Below are 20,228 nucleotides of genomic sequence, written 5' to 3'. Positions count from 1 at the left end.
AACTGACGGCGCTGGCACTGTCGCGCTGGCACTGTCTATCGCGCGAACTCCAGCGGGATCGCGAGCTGCTGGCCCGCGAACACGTCGGCGGACTCGAGCTGGTTGAGTCGGACGATCGAGTCGATGACGTCGCGCGGATCGGTGCCCGGGGCGACCGCCTCTGCAACATCCCACAGGGACTGGCCCGACGCGACAGTGACGTAGTCGAACGAGACGGGCGTCGATTCGAGGGATGCTACGGCGCCGCCGCCGTTGAGAGCGAACAGCAGCGCGGCGACGACGAGTGGTGTGGCCGCGAGGGTCAGAAGGACCCCGCGGCCACGTCGTGTGAGGCGCAGGCGGGGTGCGGGGGCGCGGCCCGAATCGGACTGTCGTGCCACGTATGTCGCTGTGGGGAAAGCAATCGTGCTCATCATCCACTCCTTGCGTCTCGAACGAGGTTTCGTATCCGGCTCTCGGCCGGGAGTGCCGGATACGAAGTCATTAGTATTCCTGTACCGAACATAACTTCGATTGCTATCGAAATCAAGTCCATCTTCGAACAAGCCACCGACAAAGTTGTCAACACACTCGAAGATGTGTTTGTCTGCGGTCGCTCATCCGGATACAGTTTCGACAGAACCACCGACATTCGCCGGCGTACGGCAGGAACGAGGAACCGTGGACGAGACTCTCCCCACCGACCGCCCCGCGACCCGGCGTCGAAAGAGCCTGAGCGACAAGCAGCTCGCCATTCTCGATGTCATCCAGCGTTCGGTCGCATCTCGGGGGTATCCGCCGAGCATGCGCGAGATCGGGGATGCTGTGGGGTTGGCATCGCTGTCGAGCGTCACCCACCAGCTGGGTCAGCTCGAACTCAGCGGCTACCTGCGACGCGATCCGAATCGTCCCCGCGCGATGGAGATCCTGATCGACCTCCCGGAGCTCGAAACCGAGGCCGTGGTGGAGAGTGGAGCCCCCTCCGTCGGGGATGCCGCACTCGTGCCGCTCGTCGGGCGCATCGCGGCGGGCATCCCGATCACCGCCGACGAGCAGGTCGACGAGGTGTTCCCCCTCCCCCGGCGACTCGTCGGCAAGGGCGACCTCTTCATGCTCAAGGTCGTGGGTGAGTCGATGATCGATGCGGCGATCTGCGATGGCGACTGGGTCGTCGTCCGCCAGCAGCGCGACGCCGTCAACGGGGACATCGTGGCGGCCATGCTCGACAACGAGGCCACGGTCAAGGTCTTCAAGCAGCGCGACGGCCACACCTGGCTGCTCCCCCGTAACTCCTCGTTCGAGCCGATCCTCGGGGATGAGGCCGAGGTGCTCGGCAAGGTCGTGGCGGTGCTCCGGGCGGTCTAGCCCGCGATCACCTGCCGCGGGCTAGACCCTTCCGCTACTTCGCGGCTGCCTTCTCCCTCGCTGCCCGCGTTGCCGTGAGCACGTTCGTGAGTGACTGCACGGTCTCGTCGTACCCGCGCGTCTTGAGGCCGCAGTCGGGATTGACCCATACCTGGCGTTCCGGGATCGAACCGAGCGCGATCTCGATGAGGTCACTGATCTCCTCCACCGAGGGCACTCGCGGCGAGTGGATGTCGTAGACGCCCGGGCCGATACCGCGGCCGAAGCCGCTGTGCTTGATATCCGGCACGACCTCCATCTTGGATCGGGCTGCCTCGATCGAGGTGACGTCCGCGTCGAGACGGTTGATCGCGTCGATCACCACACCGAACTCCGAGTAGCAGAGGTGCGTATGGATCTGCGTGCGGTCCTCGACGCCCGCCGTGGCGAGGCGGAACGAACCCACGGACCAGTCGAGGTAGTCGGCATGGTCCTTTGTCTTGAGCGGCAACAACTCGCGGAGGGCCGGCTCATCGACCTGGATGATGCCGATGCCGGATCCCTCGAGGTCGGCGATCTCGTCGCGCAGGGCGAGGGCAACCTGGTTCGCGGTCTCGCGCAGGGGCTGGTCGTCGCGCACGAAGGACCAGGCGAGGATGGTGACCGGTCCCGTGAGCATGCCCTTGACGGGCTTGCTCGTGAGCGACTGGGTGTATGTCGACCACTCGACGGTGATGGGCGCGGGTCGCGAGACGTCACCCCAGAGGATCGACGGGCGCGTACAACGGGAGCCGTAGGACTGCACCCAGCCGTTCTGGGTGACGGCGAAGCCGTCCAGATTCTCGGCGAAGTACTGCACCATATCGTTCCGCTCGGGTTCCCCGTGGACGATGACGTCGAGCCCGATCTCCTCCTGGAGGTCGACGACACGGCGGATCTCCGCTCGCATGGCCTCGGTGTACTCCTCCACCGAGATGTCGCCCCTGACCAGGGCTGCGCGCGTCTTGCGGATGTCGCCCGTCTGGGGGAACGACCCGATCGTCGTCGTCGGCAGGAACGGCAGGTTGAGTGCCTCATCCTGCGCGGCGAGGCGTGCAGCGTAGTCGCCGCGCGAGAAGTCCTCGGGGGTGAGCGCCGCCGTGCGGGAACGAACGGCCCCGTCTCGCACGCCGGCCGCGGCATGGCGAGCTTCGAGGGCCTCGGTCGCGGCATCCAGTTCGCTCTGGATGGCGGCCTTGCCCTCGATGAGTCCCTTCGCGAGCGTGGCGACCTGTCCGACTTTCTGGTCGGCGAACGCCAGCCAGTTCGTGAGCCACTCCTCGAGGAGCGGCTCGTCCTCGACGTCGTGGGGCACGTGGAAGAGGCTCGTCGAGGTCGAGACAGCGACGTGTGGGCTGAGGCCCTTGAGGGACTCGAGGGACGCGAAGGCGCCCTCGAGGTCACCACGCCAGATGTTGTGGCCGTCGATCACTCCACCGACGAGAACCTTGTCCGTGGTGATGCCCGAGGGCAGGTCGCCCTTCACGAGGTCGATGCCCACCGCCTCCACCGGAGTCTCCAGGAGGACAGGCAGGGCGTCGTCGAGCGACGCGTAGGGTGCGGCCACGAAGATCGCCGGGCGCACGGGCGCTCCCCCGAGAGAGGTGTAGGCAGAGGCAGTCGCCGCCAGAACCACGTCACGCGGGGCCTCGATGCTCTCCGACACGAGACCGGGCTCGTCGAGCTGCACCCACTCGGCACCAACTGCGGTCAGCGCCGCGAGGAGCTCGGCGTAGACCGGGAGCAGGTCGTCGAGTCGATCGAGCGGGCTGAATCCCTCGGGAGCGTCCACACTCGGCTTGCTCAGCAGGAGGAAGGTGACGGGCCCGACGATGACGGGGCGCGTGCGGTACCCGGATGCCGTGGCCTCTGCCACCTCGCGGATGAGGCGATCGGATGCCAAGTGGAAGTCGGTCTCCGGACCGATCTCCGGGACGAGGTAGTGGTAGTTGGAGTCGAACCACTTGGTCATCTCGGCCGGGGTGTCCTGGCCCTCGCCCCGTGCGATGGTGAAGTAGCCGGCGAGATCGATGGTTCCGTCATCCTTCACCAGCCGGGCGAAGCGCTGGGGAACGGCTCCCACGGTCACGGCGGCGTCGAGCACCTGGTCGTAGTAGCTGAACGCCTCGGGAATCGACGAGTCCGTGCGGCCCAGCCCGAGGCTCGCGAGACGCTCACGGGTGGCGGCACGGAGATCGGCAGCGGCCGCCTCCAGCTCCTCGGCAGAGATCTTCCCGGCCCAGAAGGCTTCGACGGCGCGCTTCAGCTCACGACGACGACCGATACGCGGGTAGCCGAGGATCGTGCCGGTGGGAAAGGCTGGGATCGTGGTCATGCGAGTTCCTTTTCTCGTGGAGGTGTCGTTGGCGACCCTGGGTCGCCGACCAGGCCGACGCCGCGGAGGACCGCGAGTGGCGCCTGGTGCTGGTTGAACGTGTAGAGGTGAAGGCCGGGGGCGCCGCCCTCGAGCAGCTGGTCCCCGAGCTCAATCGCGTGACGGATTCCCACCGCGGCCTGGGCGCCCTGGGAATCCGCGGCAGCGAGCTCGCGCTCGAGGGAGCGAGGAGTCGCCTCACCGGTGAGCTCGAGGATGCGCTCCAGCCGCCGGGGGCTCAGTACGGGCATGATGCCGGGCAGGATGCGCATCGTCACTCCGGCGGCACGCGCACGCTCGACGAAGCCGAGATACTCGTCCGCGTGGAAGAAGAGCTGGGTGATCGCGAGATTCGCCCCCGCGGCCTCCTTGGCCAGGAGGGTGTCGAGGTCCTGGTCGACCGACCGGGACCTCGGGTGGCCGTTGGGGAACGCCGCAACCGCGATCGTGACCTTCTCACCGTGAGTCACGCGCTTGGCACCAGGGAATCCGGGCACGTCGCTGAAGCGGAAGGGCTCACGCTCCTTCTGCACACGATGGATGAGTTGCACGAGCTCACCCGCGCTCCCGAGGTCGCCGAGGAAGTCGTCATCCTCGGTGGCGCCCGCTGGCGGGTCGCCGCGCAGTGCGAGGAAACTCGTGACCCCGGCATCCAAGAACTCACGGATGAGCTGGCTCGCCTCGGCGTAGGACGAGCCGACACACGTGAGGTGAGCCATGGGCTCGACGGAGCTGTTGCGGAGCATGTGGGTAAGCACCGAGAGCGATAGCCCCCTGGTTGAACCGCTCGCCCCGTACGTCACCGAGATGAACTCCGGCGACACGGCCACGAGCTCGGCTATCGAGGCGTAGAGGGCGGTCTCAGCCTCGGAGGACCGGGGCGGGTACAACTCGAACGAGAACGTCGCGTCGGCGCGAGTGATCGCACGCACAGGACTAGTCGTCACCACTCACCCTCCGGTCGCCAGAATTCTGCTGTCCGTTGGGGCGGGTGCCGGGCTCGGCGGTCGCACCTGCCGGGAGCGAACCCGACCACTTCAGTCTAGGCAGCGCTCCCGGCGGATGACGGAACATTACGCCGTGCGGAACTCCTCCACCTCGGGCAGCCGCGACGGGTGCACGAGAGCGCGCACGCGGGTGCCCGTCTCCTCGTAGTCGGTCGACAGCACACGACCCTGCACGTGAAGCCGCGAGATGATCTCGCCACGGTCGTACGGGATCACGAGCTCGACCTCGATCTCCGGGCTCGGCAGGAGTTCGGAGATGCGCTCGAGGAGTTCATCGATGCCCTCGCCGGTACGAGCTGAGACGAATATTCCGGTCGGCTCCAACCCGCGCAGGACGAGACGGTGGTCATCGTCGGCAAGATCCGCCTTGTTGAAGGCGACGATCTCCGGGATGTCGCGCGCACCGAGTTCCCCGATGACATCGCGCACGGTCGCGAGCTGGCCTGCAGGGTCGGGATGCGACGCGTCCACCACGTGCACGATGACATCGGACTGGCCGACCTCCTCGAGCGTGGAGCGGAACGCCTCGACCAGCTGGTGCGGGAGGTTCCTCACGAAACCGACGGTGTCGGCGAGCGTGAAGAGGCGACCGTCTGGCGTGCGGTAGCGGCGGACCGTGGCATCCAGGGTCGCGAACAGGGCGTTCTCGACGAGCACACCAGCGCGCGTGATGCGGTTGAGGAGGCTCGACTTGCCCGCGTTCGTGTACCCGGCAATCGCAACACTCGGCACCTCGAAGCGCGTGCGGTTGGCACGCTTGGCCTCGCGGGCCGGCGCGAACCCCTTGATCTGGCGGCGGAGCTTGGCCATGCGGGTGTGGATGCGACGGCGGTCGAGTTCGATCTTCGTCTCACCCGGTCCGCGGCTTCCCATGCCGGTGCCCGCGCCGACCTGGCCACCGGCCTGTCGGGACATCGACTCACCCCACCCACGAAGTCGCGGCAGGAGGTACTCGAGCTGGGCCAGTTCGACCTGCGCCCGACCCTCACGGCTCGTTGCATGCTGCGAGAAGATATCGAGGATCACCGCGGTCCTGTCGATGACCTTGACCTTGACGATGTCCTCCAGGGCACGCCGTTGGCTCGGGGCGAGCTCGGTGTCGGCGATGACGGTGTCCGCACCGGTGGCGGCGACGACACCCCGGAGTTCCTCGGCCTTGCCCTTGCCGAAGTAGGTGCTCGGGTCGGGATGCGGCCGGCGCTGCAGCAGCCCGTCGAGGACAACAGCTCCTGCGGTCTCCGCAAGAGCTGCGAGTTCGCGCAGGGAGTTCTCGGCATCGGCAACCGTTCCGCCGGAGTACACGCCGATGAGGACGACGTTCTCGAGGCGCAGTTGGCGGTACTCGACCTCCGTGACATCCTCGAGTTCCGTCGAGAGGCCAGGAACGCGGCGGAGCGCCTGGCGATCCTCACGGTCGAACTGGTCGCCGTCGCGTCCGGACTCGTAGTGCGCGTCATCCTGAAGCGCCAAGGCGCTGCCGCTGCCAAACCGGGATACCTCGGCGGAGCGAACGCCGTCGGCGGCGAGAACGCGATCCACGTCGCGACGAGACATCGCGTCATCGCGAGGTTCGGCGTCGTGTGATGTGGTTTCAGTCATGGTGTGGTTAACCCTATTTCTCTCTACTTCGGTAAGTTCTCTGCATGGTTAGTGAGCACTACTTCTCCTCGACACCCGGGAGTGAGCTCAGGCCACGAACGATTCACGTACGCCTTGCGGGCGCAGACCGTGAACTCGTGACCGCGGGAGGCGTCTTCAGCCCTGACCGTGTCGACACGGGCACCCAGGTACTCCTCGCGAACGTGCCATCCCCTCCGCCGGGAGGAAATCTCCTGGATCTCGGCTGCGGGTGGGGGCCGATCGCCCTCACGCTGGCCTCGGAGTCACCTCATGCGAAGGTGTGGGCGGTGGACGTCAACGAGCGCGCACTGGATCTCGTGCGGGCAAACGCCGAAAAAATGTCCATAACTAATGTTAACGCAGTTCTTCCGGATGATGTCCCTGATGACGTCAGTTTCACGACGATCTGGTCGAACCCCCCGATTCGCGTCGGCAAGAACGAGCTCCACGGGCTGCTGGAGCGATGGCTGCCGCGGTTGGAGATCGGGTCGGATGCGTGGCTCGTCGTGCAGCGCAACCTCGGTTCCGACTCGCTGCACCGCTGGCTCCAGGGCCGTTTCCCGGAGGACTTCTCGATCATTCGCGCCGCCACCAATAAGGGCTACCGCGTACTGCGCGCTCGTCGCCGGACCGGCATGACGTCCCCCATCGATATCGTCGAGCAGTAGCGAGTCGCCGCCGGTCTACACCTCGAGCACGCCCTCGAAGACCAACTCCGCCGGCCCGCTGAGGGAGACGTGCTCGCCGTCCTCCGCTGCGAACATCCGCACACCAACGCGCCCGCCGGGCACGTCAACGCGCCACTGGTTCGGCGCTCCGGCCCCCGCCCAGTACCGTGCGGCCAGCGCCGTAGCGACAGCGCCCGTGCCGCACGAGAGCGTCTCGCCACTGCCGCGCTCGTGCACGCGCATCCTGATGTGTCCGACACCATCGCTCACGAGCGGATCCGCCGCGACCATGAACTCAACGTTGACGCCGTCGGCGGGTTCGGGATCGACCACGGGGATGTAGCTCAGGTCCGCGGCATCCAGCTCCTCGTCACTGGCAAGGGCAACCACGACATGGGGGTTGCCGACGTTGATGCCGAGACCGGGGCGGGCCACGGGAAGCTCCTTGGCGCGTACGAGGGGCTCGCCGCCGTCGAGACGCCAGCGCCCCATGTCCGCGGAGAACCCGTTGGTCGACCGCTGGACATCACGAACACCCGACCGTGTGCCGATGGGAAGGGTGTCGCCAGGCTCGAGGTCGGCGAGACCGGTCTCGATGAGGTACTTCGAGAAGACACGGATGCCGTTGCCGCACATCTCGGCGATCGAGCCATCAGCATTGCGGTAGTCCATGAACCACTCGGCATCGGGATCCTCAGCGAGCGCGGCGGCTCCCGCGTCGATGCTGCGGCTTCGCACCGCGCGGAGCATGCCGTCCGCACCCACGCCGAAGTGGCGATCGCAAATGGCGGCGATCTGCTCCGGCGAGAGTTCGACCTCACCGTCGGGGTCGGAGAAGATCACGAAGTCGTTGCCCGTGCCCTGGCCTTTGGTGAAGGAGATCGTCGCCACCACTCAATCCTGCCGTATCTGCAGGAGAGCACTGGCGACGAGGTCCGGATCGTCGTAGTCGTAGACCGTCGCGGCGTACCTGCGGAACCAGCCGACCTGCCGTCGGGCGTACCGCCGAGTGAGCGCTGCGGTCTGCTCGATCGCCTCGGCCGTCGTGAGTTCACCGTCGAGTTCGGCGATCGCCTGGGCGTATCCGATGGCCCGGCTCGCCGTCGTTCCGAGGCCACGCTCGCGCAGTCGCGTGACCTCGTCGAGAAGGCCAGCCTCCCACATGCCCGCCGCCCGGGCATCGAGCCGCTGGACGAGTTCGGCCCGGGGAGCCTGGAGATGGATGATGGATGCCTCGCGCCACGGTGGTTCGTCCTCCGGCAGCCCCGATCCGAAGGGCTTCCCCGTGATCTCGATCACCTCGAGGGCGCGGACGATACGTCGCCCGTTGTGCGGTCCGATGGACGCTGCCGCGTACCGATCGAGCTCTGTGAGTCGGGCGAAGAGGATGCCGGGTCCCAGGGTGGCGAGCTCCTCCTCCAGCCGCGCGCGCACGGCCGCGTCAGTGCCGGGGAAGCTGAACTGCTGGATCACGCTCGAGACATAGAGCCCCGATCCGCCGACGAGGAGCGGGACGGCACCGCGTGACTCGATCCCCTCGATCGCCTGCCGGGCGGCCATCTGGTACGCCGCGACCGATGCCTCCTCGGTGGGATCGAGCACGTCGAGGAGGTGGTGGGGCACGCCACGACGCTCCTCGACCGGCAGCTTGGCCGTGCCGATGTCCATGCCCCTGTACAGCTGCATCGCATCCGCGTTGACGACCTCGGCCGCGATACCGCGATCGCCGAGTTCCTGGGCCAGATCGAGGGAGAGTGCGGATTTGCCGGTGCCCGTCGCACCGACGATGACGACGAGGGGAATGCCGTGCGGGGTACTCAGCGGAGTCCGTCACTCGTGTCGTAGATGGGCGTGGTGGCAACGCGGAGCGTTGGGAGCCCCAGTGAGACCCTGGCCGGGGCATCCGCCGCCGAGCCTGCAGTGCCCGACGGAACCGCGCAGGATGCCGCCTCCGCGCGATCCCACGCGTCTCCTGCGCGCGTGCGACGCACGGGGAGCTCGCCGACCGTGTCAGCGATCAGGTAGAACGGCGCGGCCTGCGAGACAACCGCGGACACCACGTCGCCAGGGCGCGGGATGACGCTGCCGTCGGGCACATCGAAGTGCACGAGCCGCGAGTCCTCTGCGCGCCCCGAGAGCCGGTGGGTCTGATCGCTCTTGCGGCCCTCCGCGGCGGTGACCATGACCTCGACGGTCGTGCCCACGAGGCGCTGGTTCTCCTCGAGGGAGATGCGGTCTTGAAGCGCCATGAGGCGCTCGAAGCGCTCCTGCACCACTGCCTTGGGCACCTGGTCGGCCATGGTCGCGGCAGGGGTGCCCTCGCGGATCGAGTACTGGAAAGTAAAAGCCGTCGCGAATCGCGCCTGCTCGACGACACGGAGGGTCTCCGCGAAGTCCTCCTCGGTCTCGCCGGGGAAGCCGACAATGATGTCCGTGCTGATCGCCGCGTGAGGAATGCGGTCGCGAACGCGCTCGAGGATTCCGAGAAACTTCTCCGACCGGTAGGAGCGACGCATGGCCTTGAGGATGCGATCCGAGCCGGACTGCAGCGGCATGTGGAGTTGCGGCATGACGTTCGGCGTCTCCGCCATCGCGTCGATCACGTCATCGGTGAAGGCAGCAGGATGCGGACTCGTGAAGCGAACCCGCTCGAGTCCCTCGATCTTGCCGGTGGCACGCAGGAGCTTGCCGAAGGCCTGTCGATCGCCGAACTCCACACCGTAGGAGTTGACGTTCTGTCCGAGAAGGGTGACCTCGATGGCACCATCGTCAACGACGGCCTGGATCTCGGCGAGGATGTCACCCGGGCGACGATCCTTCTCCTTGCCGCGGAGCGCCGGCACGATGCAGAACGTGCAGGTGTTGTTGCACCCGACCGAGATCGACACCCACGCGCTGTGGCTGGACTCCCTGCGCGTGGGGAGGGTCGACGGGAACACCTCGAGCGATTCGAGGATCTCAAGCTGAGCCTCATCGTTGTGACGGGCCCGCTCGAGAAGCGTGGGAAGCGCGCCCATGTTGTGGGTACCGAAGACAACGTCGACCCACGGGGCCTTCTCGAGGATGCTCGCCTTGTCCTTCTGGGCGAGACAGCCGCCGACGGCGATCTGCATGCCCTCGTGACCGCGCTTGGTTGATGCGAGCTGGCCCAGGGTGCCGTAGAGCTTGTTGTCCGCGTTCTCGCGCACTGCGCACGTGTTGATGACGACGATGTCGGGATGCCCGTCCTGGGCCTTCACGTAGCCGGCAGCTTCGAGCGAACCACTCAACCTCTCGCTGTCGTGCACGTTCATCTGGCAGCCGAAAGTCCGCACCTCGTAGGTGCGAGCGGAGGTGAGGACGGGTGTGCTCATGGCTCCATGGTACGGCGCGGATAGGGAACCGCCGGGCATGCGGCGTTCAGCGGAAGACGGGTCCGGATGACTCGCCACTACGGCTCAGCGCGCGGTCGACGGCCGCACGCACTACCCCGCTGGAGTAGCCCTTGCGCATGAGGAATCCACTGAGCCGACGCGTGGCCGTCTCGGTGTCGAGAGAGCGCAGCTGGGGGGCGCGACGTTCGGCCAGGTCGATCGCCCGTGCGAGCTCGTCGTCGTCGAGGTCCTCGAGGGCGGCCTCGATGGCGTCGTTCTCCAGCCTGCGCCGACGCAACTCGGCCGTCACTCCCGACCGACCGAGTCCCTTCCGCTGACGCAGGGTGCGAATGAGCGTCTCGGCGAGGGCAAAGTCGTCCAGAAGGCCGACGCCCAGAAGGCGGTCACATTCTTCGTCGGCTTCGTGCTGGTCGAACTCACGCCCGATCAGGTAGTCGCGCATCTCGGCGACCGACATGCCACGCCGCGCGAGCGCATGCATGCTCACGTTGTTGATGCGCTGGAACTCGCCCGCCCGGGACGCACGCTCCGCGCGAGTCGGTGGTTCGTGGCGCCCCCGAGGCGCATCGGCTGTGGTGGGCTGCGACGGCGACGCGGCCTGCTCGGTGACGGAGTCACGTTCGGGTTGCCCGAACAGCCACGTCACCGAGGCAAGCCGCTCGCCATCTGCCATGGTTACTCGCCTACTGCCTTGAGCGCGGTCTCGACCGGCATGACCGGCCCGGATGCCTTGCCGGCCTTGGTGGCCTTCGGCTCGGGAGCCGCAGCGATCTCGGCCTCGCGGGCGAGCGCCGCACGTGCCTCGGCGCCCACTCCGAGCTTCATCATGATCCTCTGCTCGATCTCCTTGGCGATCGCCGGGTTCTCGAGAAGGAACTTGCGCGAGTTCTCCTTGCCCTGACCGAGTTGGTCGCCCTCGTAGGTGTACCAGGCACCGGACTTGCGCACGATCTCGTGCTCGACGCCGAAGTCAATGAGGCTGCCCTCGCGCGAGATGCCCGTGCCGTACAGGATGTCGAACTCCGCCTGCTTGAACGGCGGAGCCATCTTGTTCTTCACGACCTTGACGCGTGTGCGGTTACCCACGGCATCCGTGCCATCCTTCAGCGTTTCAATGCGGCGGATGTCGAGGCGAACAGAGGCGTAGAACTTGAGAGCCTTACCGCCGGCGGTGGTCTCGGGGCTGCCGAAGAAGACGCCGATCTTCTCGCGGAGCTGGTTGATGAAGATCATGGTGGTGTTCGTGGAGCTGAGCCCGCCCGTGAGCTTGCGCAGGGCCTGCGACATGAGGCGAGCCTGCAGACCCACGTGCGAGTCACCCATCTCACCCTCGATCTCCGCACGCGGAACAAGGGCAGCGACCGAGTCGATCACGATGAGGTCGATGGAGCCGGAACGGACGAGCATGTCGGCGATCTCGAGCGCCTGCTCCCCCGTGTCGGGCTGCGAGACGAGCAGCGAGTCGATGTCGACGCCCAGCTTGGCCGCGTACTCGGGGTCGAGAGCGTGCTCGGCGTCGATGAACGCCGCGATACCGCCAGCACGCTGGGCGTTGGCGATCGCGTGGAGGGTGAGCGTGGTCTTACCCGACGACTCCGGGCCGTAGATCTCGACGATGCGCCCGCGCGGAAGCCCGCCGATCCCGAGCGCGACGTCGAGCGCGATCGAGCCCGTCGGGATCACCTCGACAGGAGCACGCTCGTCGCTGCCGAGACGCATGACGGAACCCTTGCCGAACTGGCGGTCGATCTGAGCGAGGGCCGTTTCAAGGGACTTCTCGCGGTCTGCTACTGATGGCATCTTTTCTCTCCTGGTCTGAGGTGGCTGCCCATAGGCTGTCGCTCCGCAGCGGACCGGTGGTGCAAGGCCCGCAGCCTCCCGACAAAGGCTGGTCGTGCTACGTCCAACGGGACGAGGCCCACGCTACGCCCGGCCCCCGACAATCGGTGGAGGCCTGCTGCGTGTTGTGGATGACACTCGTCTTCGATAGGACGTTGGGGAGAAGCTACCACTTCATCGAATCAATATTCGAGCGAACGGGGCGTGTCGCGAGAACCGCGAGTGCAGGAACGAGCGCTCAGGGCTTCTTCGGTTCGCGGCGCCCGACGCCATACCGGCGTTCCTCAGGGACATCCATCGCGCTGCACAGCGCCAGCCAGACGTCCCGCACGGACACACCGGCCTTGATCGCATCGTCGGCGGTCATGCCACCGATGTCACCCAGGACCAAGTCTCGGGTCAGGATCCGCCCGTAGGCATCACCGAACTCATCGGCAACGGCCAGCCAGAACTCACTCAGACGCATATCTCAACGCTAACCCGAGCTCGGCGGCCACCGGAGACGACGAATGCCCCGGCACGGGGCCGGGGCATTCGTGGAAACCTATCAGCGGGAGACGAGGTCGGAATCGAACTCGGCCACCAGGTCGTCTGGCAGCGTGTCCGGTACCGGGCTCAGGCCCTCGATGACCGAGAGGCGGTCACCGACTTCACGCATGATGACCGAGATCGGCGTGTCGAGAGCCTCGGCGACCGAGGCAAGAATCTCAGAACTCGCCTCCTTCTGCCCGCGCTCTACCTCGCTGAGGTAACCGAGCGCGACGCTCGCCTTGCTCGCGACCTGACGAAGGGTGCGCCCCTTCTGCAGGCGAAAGTCGCGGAGAACGTCGCCCAATTCCTGTCGAACCAGAACCATTGGACCCTCCTTATATGCCTGACTGTGCGGTCGAACTTCTTACCGGATGGCTAAGACTACAACCACCGAGGTACATGAACTCTAACCACCCAAATCTGTGCGGTGCGTGTGAACCTGACAGATGTAACGTGATCGAAACGAGGGCTATTCCCGCCTCACCCTTCGAGCATCTTGTGAAGTTGTACCAGTGCTTCGGCGACCGTGGCCGAACGGATTGCCGAGCGGGACCCGGCGAGGCTCAGCTCGATCGAGGAGACCCGCTCGCCCATCGCGAGACCTACGAACACGGTGCCGACAGCCTTGCCGTCCTGGGGGTCTGGCCCCGCTACACCGGTCGTCGAGATCCCCACGTCCGCAGGCCTGCCGTCGACGGCAAGGACGGCGCGCACGCGATCGGCCATCTGCTCGGCCACCCGAGCATCGACCGCTCCCGCCGCGGCGAGCAAGTCGGCATCCACACCGAGGAGGGTGTGCTTGAGGCGTGTGTCGTAGGCCACCACACCGCCGAGGACGGTGGCGGATGCCCCCGGCGTCGCGATGAGCTCGGAGACGAGCATCCCGCCCGTCAGCGACTCGGCGACAGCGATCGTCAGGCCGCGCTCGACGAGCGCGCCGACCACCGCAGCACTAGGCACGCTTGCGGTTCTCCCGCCACGCCTGCCAGAGGTAGTCGATGCCTGTGACCACCGTGAGCACGAGCGCGATCGCCATGACGACCCAGTTGACCCAGAGAACCCAGTCGCCGACGATCGTGAAGAGCGGCACCAGGAAGAGCGAGATCGCCACCGACTGGAACACCGTCTTGAGCTTGCCACCGCGGGAGGCCGGGATGACGCGATCACGCAGCACCGCGAACCTGAAAGCCGTGATGCCGAGTTCGCGCACGAGGATCACGATGGTCACCCACCACCACAGTTCACCGAGGATCGACAGCATCACGAGCGCCGCACCCGTGAGCACCTTGTCGGCGATCGGGTCGAGGATGATGCCGACGTTGGTCACGAGGTTACGGCTGCGGGCGACGGAGCCGTCGACACCATCGGTGGCGATCGCGAGGATGAACAGGCCGGCTGCGAGCCAGCGGAGGATGCCGTACTCGCCGTTGTCCGCCGCGAGAAGCCACACGAACACGGGAGCGAGCAGGATGCGCGCAACCGTGATGATGTTCGCGAGGTTGCCGTTGCTCGCCGGGGTGTCACCCTTCGACGAGACGCGACCCTTCATCGAGTCGCGGACCGCCGCAGCGCGATCGGCATGAGTCCGTCGCTGGCTGTTCGGGGAGTCCTGCGGAGCGTCCGGCTCAGCGACCACGTGTCTACTCCCGATCGGTCAGATTCCAGGCGTCCTCGTCGGACCCGCCATCCACGACATCGTAGCCGTTGAAGGATTCCTCGACCTGATCGCGCGGGGCCGCGGATGCCTGAGGCGCTGGTGACCCGGAGGCCGGGGCATCCTGCCCCCTGAGCTTGGCCAGAACGCCGGGCAGCTGCTCGGCCGTCACGTGCACGTCCCTGGCCTTGGAGCCCTCGGACGGGCCGACGATCTCGCGCGACTCGAGAAGGTCCATGAGGCGGCCAGCCTTGGCGAAGCCGACCCGCAGCTTGCGCTGGAGCATGGACGTCGAACCGAACTGGGTGCTGACCACAAGCTCGGCCGCGGCCAGCAGCAGTTCGAGATCGTCTCCGATGTCGGAGTCGATCTGCTTCTTCTCGGCCGTGGCCTCGACATCGTTGCGGTACTCGGGGCGGGCCTGGCCGATGACGTGCTGTACGACCGCGGCGACCTCGCTCTCCCCCACCCACGCGCCCTGCACACGGATGGCCTTGGAAGAACCCATCGGCAGGAAGAGCGCGTCGCCCTGCCCGATGAGTTTGTCGGCGCCGGGCTGGTCGAGGATAACGCGGCTGTCGGTCATGCTCGACACAGCGAACGCGAGCCTCGACGGCACGTTCGCTTTGATCAGACCGGTGACCACGTCGACGGACGGGCGCTGCGTTGCGAGAACGAGGTGGATGCCCGATGCCCGGGCCAACTGCGTGATGCGCACGATCGAGTCCTCGACGTCGCGCGGTGCAACCATCATGAGGTCGGCAAGCTCGTCGACGACGACGAGCAGGTACGGGTAGGGCGAGAGCTTGCGTTCGCTCCCCTGGGGCAACACGATCTCGCCGGCGACGACCGCGCGGTTGAAGTCGTCGATGTGACGGAAGCCGAACGACGCGAGATCGTCGTACCGCATGTCCATCTCCTTGACGACCCACGCAAGCGCCTCTGCCGCCTTCTTCGGGTTCGTGATGATGGGCGTGATGAGGTGCGGAACGCCCGAGTAGATCGAGAGCTCGACGCGCTTCGGGTCGATGAGCACCATGCGCACCTCGGAGGGCTTCGCGCGCATGAGTACCGATGTGATCATCGAGTTGACGAAGCTCGACTTGCCCGAGCCGGTCGAACCCGCCACCAAGAGATGGGGCATCTTGGCGAGGTTCGCGACGACGAACCCGCCCTCGACGTCCTTGCCGAGCCCGATCGTCATCGGGTGCTCGCTCTTCGTTGCCGCTGGCGACCTCAGGACGTCTCCGAGGGAGACGATCTCGCGGTCCTTGTTCGGGATCTCCACGCCGATGGCGCTCTTGCCCGGGATCGGCGAGAGGATGTTGACCTCGTTGCTCGCGACCGCGTAGCTGATGTTGCGCGCGAGAGCCGTGACACGTTCCACCTTGACGCCGGGGCCGAGTTCGAGCTCGTAGCGCGTCACGGACGGGCCTCGGCTGAAGCCGGTGACCGCGGCATCCACCTGGAACTGCTTGAGCACCTCGGTGATCGCCGCGACGACCTCGTCATTGGCCGCGCTGCGTGCCTTCGGCGGCGTGCCGGCCGCGAGAACGGAGGGCGTGGGGAGGCGGTAGACGGCCGTGGGCTGCTTGGCACGCGGCGCGGGCTCTGCCTCCTCGAACTCGCCCGCGAGGCCCTTCTCGCTCGCTGTCGCGGCAAAGCCGGGAAGAAGGCCGGGCGAATCGTCACGGATGCTCGTCGCTGCAGGGTCCACTTCGCCCGTGAAACGCTGCACAGCGGCCTCGGCATCCGCCAGCTCGTCGAGGAGACTCCACGCTCCCGCTGGCGCCGGATCGATCACCTCGGTGACGTCGTCCGAGGAGGGCGCGACATCCCGCGCGATGACGGGGCTGTCGAACGCTGGCTCGGCGGAGGGGGCCTTGTTGCGGCGCCACCACGGGACCGAGGCTGGGTCGTCATCGAGCCCGAGGTCGCCGAGCGTGCCGAATTCGCCGGAGTCGCCTGGCGAGCGCTTCGCCGCCTTGGCGGCCGCTCGCTCGGACTCGTCCACCAGTTGCGCTCCGAAGAGGTAGGCGTAGAGCTCCCGCAATCGCGAACCGAGTCGATTGGGCGGAGTCTTGGTGATGATGAAGAGCGAGAGGATGAGCAGCACGATCAGCACGGGAGCGGCAAGAGCAGCGGTGCCCACGAAGAGCAGGGGGCCCGCAAGGATCCAGCCGATGATGCCGCCGGCCTTCGCGAGGAACTCCATCCCATCGGCAGGCTGCGGCTGGCCGCCGAAGGTGTGGCACAGGCCGCTGATCGAGACGACGAGGATGGTGACGCCGATACCGATGCGCGTGTTGTCGTGCACGCTTGCCGGGTGGCGGAAGAGCCAGATGGCGAACAACAGCATGATCACGGGGAGCGCGAATGCAACGCGCCCGAAGAGCCCGCCGAACGTCCAGGTGTCGAGGGCGATCGCAACCGGGTCAGTCGGGTTGAACCATTCGACGACCGCTCCGGCGACCGCGAGCAGGAAAATCAGGAAGGGCACACCGTCGCGACGCTCCTCCTTCGCGAGAGTCTCCTTGCCGAGGACACGGAAGGCGCCTCCCGTGGCATGCGCGAGCCCCATCCACGCCTTGGTGAGGAGGCCGGGCTCCTCCACGGGCGGCTGCTTGCCGCGGGGAAGCTTCTTGGTGGGCTGGGTGCGGCCGCGCGCGGGCGCCGTACGCGGGCGCGACGTCGTCCTGGAGCTCGTAGCCATGCGCATCACGGTACCCGCGGGGTCCGTCACAACCCGGGAGGCACGCTGGGGGCCGTCAGTAGCGGATTGCGTCGATGACCTTCACCCGCACGGCCACAAGCGCGGGAAGGAGACCTGCCAGGGCTCCGACCCCCGCCGAGACTGCGAGTCCCAGTATCGCCGCCTCCAGGGGGAACGGCGGTACGTCGGAGAGACCGGATGCCACGAAGTCGCGCACCCACGGATTCTGGACGATCGCGACCGCCAGCACGACACCCGCGAAGCCCGCCACGACCGTGGCGACGACACTCTCCATCATGACGGCGAAGAACACGCGGGAAGCCGTCGCGCCGAAGCTGCGCCGGATACCGATCTCCCGGATGCGCTGGCGCACCGTCACGAGCGAGATGTTCACGAGTCCGAGCGCTCCCAGGAGCAGGATCAGGATCGAGATTCCCGCGAGCACGAGCCTGACCGAGCCGAGCGGGTCTCCACCCTCCCAGGCGAGGTAGTCGTTGCGCGTGACATCCACCTGCCAGTCGTCGCCGAAGGCGGAGGCCACGTCCCTCTGGATGAGTTCCGTCAGCTCCGGGGCGAGCTCAGGAGGAACCCAGAACTCGTACTGCGGCCACGCATTAGCGATCATCTCCGGCGTGGACAGCTGCGCGTACGCCGAGTTGAGGATGAACATCGTGAGGCTGGAGTCGAATGGGCTTGCCGGCAGGACGCCGATGACGACGGCGGTCGTCGAGTCCTGGCCGAGTAGCGTCACCGTGGGATGCGAGCGCAAGTCGGGCGCGCCGAGCCGCTGGTAGAACGCGTCGCTCACGACGATCGCGGGAGCGAGGCGGAGCTCGTCCTGTTCGGTGAACCACCGTCCCTGCTCGAGCTGGACGCGATGCATGACGCCGTAGTCGGGATCGACCGACTGCCCGTAGGTCTCGCTCACCCCGTCGACGAACTGCACGTTGAGCTGCACGCCCCCGACCGCCCCCACGTAGGTGATCCGATAGCGCTCGATCACCGAGTTCGCGGCAGTTGTCAGGGTGTCGACCGGTCCCTGCTCCCCCGTCACCGGGTTGTACGGCGACCCGAGCATGAGTGTCGCGGGCCGACCAGATCCGCGCTCGAGCTGCTCGATCTGTGCCTGCTGGGCGATGGCACCCACCCCCACCACCGTCGTGAGCGCGCACACGGCGACCCCGACTCCGATCAGGCTGAGCAGCACCCGTGTCCTGTGGATGCGCAGTTCGTCCCATGCCTCGACGACGGCTCCCACGAGTCCGCTGAGAACTCCCCCGCGCTGCCGGCTCCCCGCGGCACGCTGGCGCGCCCGGGGAGTCTTCTCGACCGTCACTGCGTGATTCCCGGCGTCGACTCCGAGAGCGCGAGCACCCGGCGAACATCCACGGGAGCGAGGACGCCGCGATCCAAGCGGTAGTGACGGCGCGCGAGCGCTGCAACGTTGGCGTCGTGGGTGATCGTGATGAGCGCTGCACCCGACTGTTCGGCAACGTCATCGAGGAGCTTCATCACGGAGGCACCGGTGTCGATGTCGAGCGCGCCGGTCGGCTCGTCGGCAAGGATGAGGCGCGGCCCACGGACGAGCGCGCGGGCGATGGCCACCCTCTGCTGCTCACCACCGGAGAGCTTCTCCGGCATCGATCCCATGCGATGGCCGAGGCCGACACGCTCAAGCATCTCGCTCGCGATCCTCGCCCTGTTCCAGAACTGCCTGCCGGAGGCGTAGAGCAGCGGCGTCATGGCGTTCTCCAGGGCCGTTCGGCCAGGGAGGAGGTTGAACTGCTGGAAAATGAAGCCGATGTCGCGCCCGCGCTTGCGGTCGCGACGCCCGCCCGTGAGGGACTCGAGGGGTTCGTCGTCGAAGAGGATGCGACCCGTGGTCGGGGCGTCGAGCAGCCCGAGCAGGTTGAGCAGCGTCGACTTGCCGGAGCCCGAGCGTCCCACGATGCTCACGTGGTCGCCGACCTCCACCTCGAGGTCCACACCCCGGAGAATATCGAGCTTCTCGCCATCGGGGAGGTCGACGGTGCGCGTCACTCCCTCGAGCTGCAGCAGTGTCATCCCTCGCACACCATTCCGCCATTGCCGACCGGGTAGCAGTTCTCGCCCATGCCCTCCGGCGCGCTGGGTGCACCAGGCACGAACTGGAGGATCGCATCGCCCTCCTCGAGTCCGCCCGTGACCTCGACGTTGACTCCGTCGTTGAGGCCGAGCGTGACCTCGCGGGTCTCCGTGGAGCCGTCGGGCAACACGAAGTAGACATTGCCCTTGCCCGATGCCCCCTCGACGGCGGTGATGGGCACGACAAGGACGTCCTCGGCGACTCCGCCAGCAATCACGAGGTCGGCAGTCAATCCCGGGAACACCGTGACATCGCCCGGAACCGTGCACGTCACGGTCGGGCCCGATGCCGAGCCGGTGCCCTCACTCTGTTGGCCTTGGCCCGTGCCCTGGCCCTGCCCCGGGAGTGGGGTCGTGATGGTGAGGTTCGTACAGGCGAAGGGCGCTGGACCGCCCGCTATCGTCACCTGGGCCTCGGACGGCCGCTCGATGAGGCGGTAGAGCTGCTCGGGAGGGATGCTGCCACTCACGTGGAAACCGGGTGGAGCGATCTGCCCCACCGGGTCGCCCACCGCGAACTGCTGCCCCACGAGTGCGGTGAAGCTCGACAGCGTGCCCGCGACCGGCGCTGTCGCGTACTTCCACTCCGTGCCGGACGTGCCGTCGGAGTAGGTGACGATCGCCTTCAACTGGAGGATGTTCTGGCCCGCCTCGACCCACGCGCCCTGGGCGACGAACACGTCGCGAACCTCGCCAGTGAGAGTTGCGGGGATCGGGACTGCAGCGTCAGACGCGACCGTTCCGCTCAGCGTGACATCGTTGCTGACAGTCCCCCGCGCGACGATGTACTCCGGCTCGACGATCTCGGCACCGGGAACCGCGGGATCGGCGGCTTCACTCTGGTCGGGGAAGAACGCGACCTTGACGAGCGCTGCGGCGATGACCGCGAAGATGATGATCCAGAGGATCGGGAAGACCCAACGACGGGCAATACTCACGGCAGACAGCTCCCTGCGGGTCTC

Annotated in this window: 19 protein-coding genes; 2 read left to right on the top strand and 17 right to left on the bottom strand. The window is 66.9% G+C overall.

Annotated elements, in window-relative coordinates; translation table 11 throughout:
• Positions 1-35: 35 nt before the first annotated feature.
• On the bottom strand, positions 36-413 hold the full coding sequence (locus HDC94_RS08320) for a LysM peptidoglycan-binding domain-containing protein (protein ID WP_179496589.1): 378 nt from the start codon (positions 411-413) through the stop codon (positions 36-38).
• A gap of 247 nt (positions 414-660) precedes the next feature.
• On the opposite strand from HDC94_RS08320, the gene lexA reads away from it, so the two are divergent.
• A complete protein-coding gene (lexA, locus tag HDC94_RS08315; protein ID WP_308495673.1) occupies positions 661-1,344 on the top strand; it encodes a transcriptional repressor LexA in 684 nt (227 codons plus the stop codon).
• A 34-nt stretch (positions 1,345-1,378) separates the two neighbouring features.
• On the opposite strand, the gene metE is transcribed toward lexA, so the two are convergent.
• From metE to hflX, 3 genes are all read right to left on the bottom strand, one after another.
• Entirely contained in the window at positions 1,379-3,697 is a 2,319-nt protein-coding gene (metE, locus tag HDC94_RS08310; protein ID WP_179496585.1) for a 5-methyltetrahydropteroyltriglutamate--homocysteine S-methyltransferase, read from the bottom strand.
• A complete protein-coding gene (locus HDC94_RS08305) occupies positions 3,694-4,683 on the bottom strand; it encodes a methylenetetrahydrofolate reductase (protein WP_308495672.1) in 990 nt (329 codons plus the stop codon). The genes metE and HDC94_RS08305 overlap by 4 nt, the downstream gene beginning before the upstream one ends.
• Before the next feature lie 126 nt (positions 4,684-4,809).
• Positions 4,810-6,342: a GTPase HflX gene (gene hflX, locus HDC94_RS08300; protein ID WP_179496583.1), complete on the bottom strand. Its 1,533-nt coding sequence runs from the start codon at positions 6,340-6,342 to the stop codon at positions 4,810-4,812.
• A 44-nt stretch (positions 6,343-6,386) separates the two neighbouring features.
• Here hflX and HDC94_RS08295 point away from each other — a divergent pair, with 44 nt between their 5' ends.
• Complete coding sequence (locus HDC94_RS08295; protein ID WP_179496581.1) at positions 6,387-7,031, top strand: class I SAM-dependent methyltransferase; 645 nt, start codon at positions 6,387-6,389, stop codon at positions 7,029-7,031.
• A 15-nt stretch (positions 7,032-7,046) separates the two neighbouring features.
• Here HDC94_RS08295 and dapF read toward each other — a convergent pair whose 3' ends face one another.
• The 13 genes from dapF to HDC94_RS08230 all read right to left on the bottom strand — a co-directional run bounded on the left by dapF (position 7,047) and on the right by HDC94_RS08230 (position 20,204).
• Positions 7,047-7,922, bottom strand: coding sequence for a diaminopimelate epimerase (gene dapF, locus HDC94_RS08290; protein WP_179496579.1), 876 nt, complete (start codon positions 7,920-7,922; stop codon positions 7,047-7,049).
• A gap of 3 nt (positions 7,923-7,925) precedes the next feature.
• On the bottom strand, positions 7,926-8,834 hold the full coding sequence (gene miaA, locus HDC94_RS08285; protein WP_179498947.1) for a tRNA (adenosine(37)-N6)-dimethylallyltransferase MiaA: 909 nt from the start codon (positions 8,832-8,834) through the stop codon (positions 7,926-7,928).
• A 14-nt stretch (positions 8,835-8,848) separates the two neighbouring features.
• Positions 8,849-10,384, bottom strand: a complete 1,536-nt coding sequence (miaB, locus tag HDC94_RS08280; RefSeq protein WP_257021645.1) for a tRNA (N6-isopentenyl adenosine(37)-C2)-methylthiotransferase MiaB — start codon at positions 10,382-10,384, stop codon at positions 8,849-8,851.
• 46 nt (positions 10,385-10,430) lie between these two features.
• Positions 10,431-11,078 (bottom strand): regulatory protein RecX, encoded by a 648-nt coding sequence (locus HDC94_RS08275; RefSeq protein WP_179496575.1) that lies wholly within the window; start codon positions 11,076-11,078, stop codon positions 10,431-10,433.
• Positions 11,079-11,080: 2 nt separating this feature from the next.
• On the bottom strand, positions 11,081-12,205 hold the full coding sequence (recA, locus tag HDC94_RS08270; RefSeq protein WP_179496573.1) for a recombinase RecA: 1,125 nt from the start codon (positions 12,203-12,205) through the stop codon (positions 11,081-11,083).
• A 277-nt stretch (positions 12,206-12,482) separates the two neighbouring features.
• The gene (locus HDC94_RS08265) at positions 12,483-12,710 is read right to left on the bottom strand and encodes a DUF3046 domain-containing protein (RefSeq protein ID WP_179496571.1); all 228 of its coding nucleotides are present in this window, start codon (positions 12,708-12,710) and stop codon (positions 12,483-12,485) included.
• Between the two features lie 81 nt (positions 12,711-12,791).
• Positions 12,792-13,100, bottom strand: a complete 309-nt coding sequence (locus HDC94_RS08260; protein ID WP_179496569.1) for a helix-turn-helix domain-containing protein — start codon at positions 13,098-13,100, stop codon at positions 12,792-12,794.
• Positions 13,101-13,255: 155 nt separating this feature from the next.
• A complete protein-coding gene (locus HDC94_RS08255) occupies positions 13,256-13,735 on the bottom strand; it encodes a nicotinamide-nucleotide amidohydrolase family protein (RefSeq protein ID WP_308495671.1) in 480 nt (159 codons plus the stop codon).
• Positions 13,728-14,324: a CDP-diacylglycerol--glycerol-3-phosphate 3-phosphatidyltransferase gene (pgsA, locus tag HDC94_RS08250; protein WP_179498943.1), complete on the bottom strand. Its 597-nt coding sequence runs from the start codon at positions 14,322-14,324 to the stop codon at positions 13,728-13,730. Before pgsA ends, HDC94_RS08255 begins: the two co-directional genes overlap by 8 nt.
• 91 nt (positions 14,325-14,415) lie before the next feature.
• The gene (locus tag HDC94_RS08245) at positions 14,416-17,142 is read right to left on the bottom strand and encodes a DNA translocase FtsK (RefSeq protein WP_179496567.1); all 2,727 of its coding nucleotides are present in this window, start codon (positions 17,140-17,142) and stop codon (positions 14,416-14,418) included.
• A gap of 55 nt (positions 17,143-17,197) precedes the next feature.
• On the bottom strand, positions 17,198-18,478 hold the full coding sequence (locus HDC94_RS08240; protein WP_179496563.1) for an ABC transporter permease: 1,281 nt from the start codon (positions 18,476-18,478) through the stop codon (positions 17,198-17,200).
• On the bottom strand, positions 18,475-19,206 hold the full coding sequence (locus HDC94_RS08235) for an ABC transporter ATP-binding protein (protein ID WP_179496562.1): 732 nt from the start codon (positions 19,204-19,206) through the stop codon (positions 18,475-18,477). The genes HDC94_RS08240 and HDC94_RS08235 overlap by 4 nt, the downstream gene beginning before the upstream one ends.
• Positions 19,203-20,204: an efflux RND transporter periplasmic adaptor subunit gene (locus HDC94_RS08230; RefSeq protein ID WP_179496561.1), complete on the bottom strand. Its 1,002-nt coding sequence runs from the start codon at positions 20,202-20,204 to the stop codon at positions 19,203-19,205. The genes HDC94_RS08235 and HDC94_RS08230 overlap by 4 nt, the downstream gene beginning before the upstream one ends.
• Positions 20,205-20,228 lie beyond the last annotated feature (24 nt).

The sequence above is a fragment of the Leifsonia sp. AK011 genome (assembly GCF_013410945.1).
Classification (GTDB): Bacteria; Actinomycetota; Actinomycetes; order Actinomycetales; family Microbacteriaceae; genus Rhodoglobus.
This window is presented reverse-complemented; position numbering and strand designations above follow the sequence as displayed.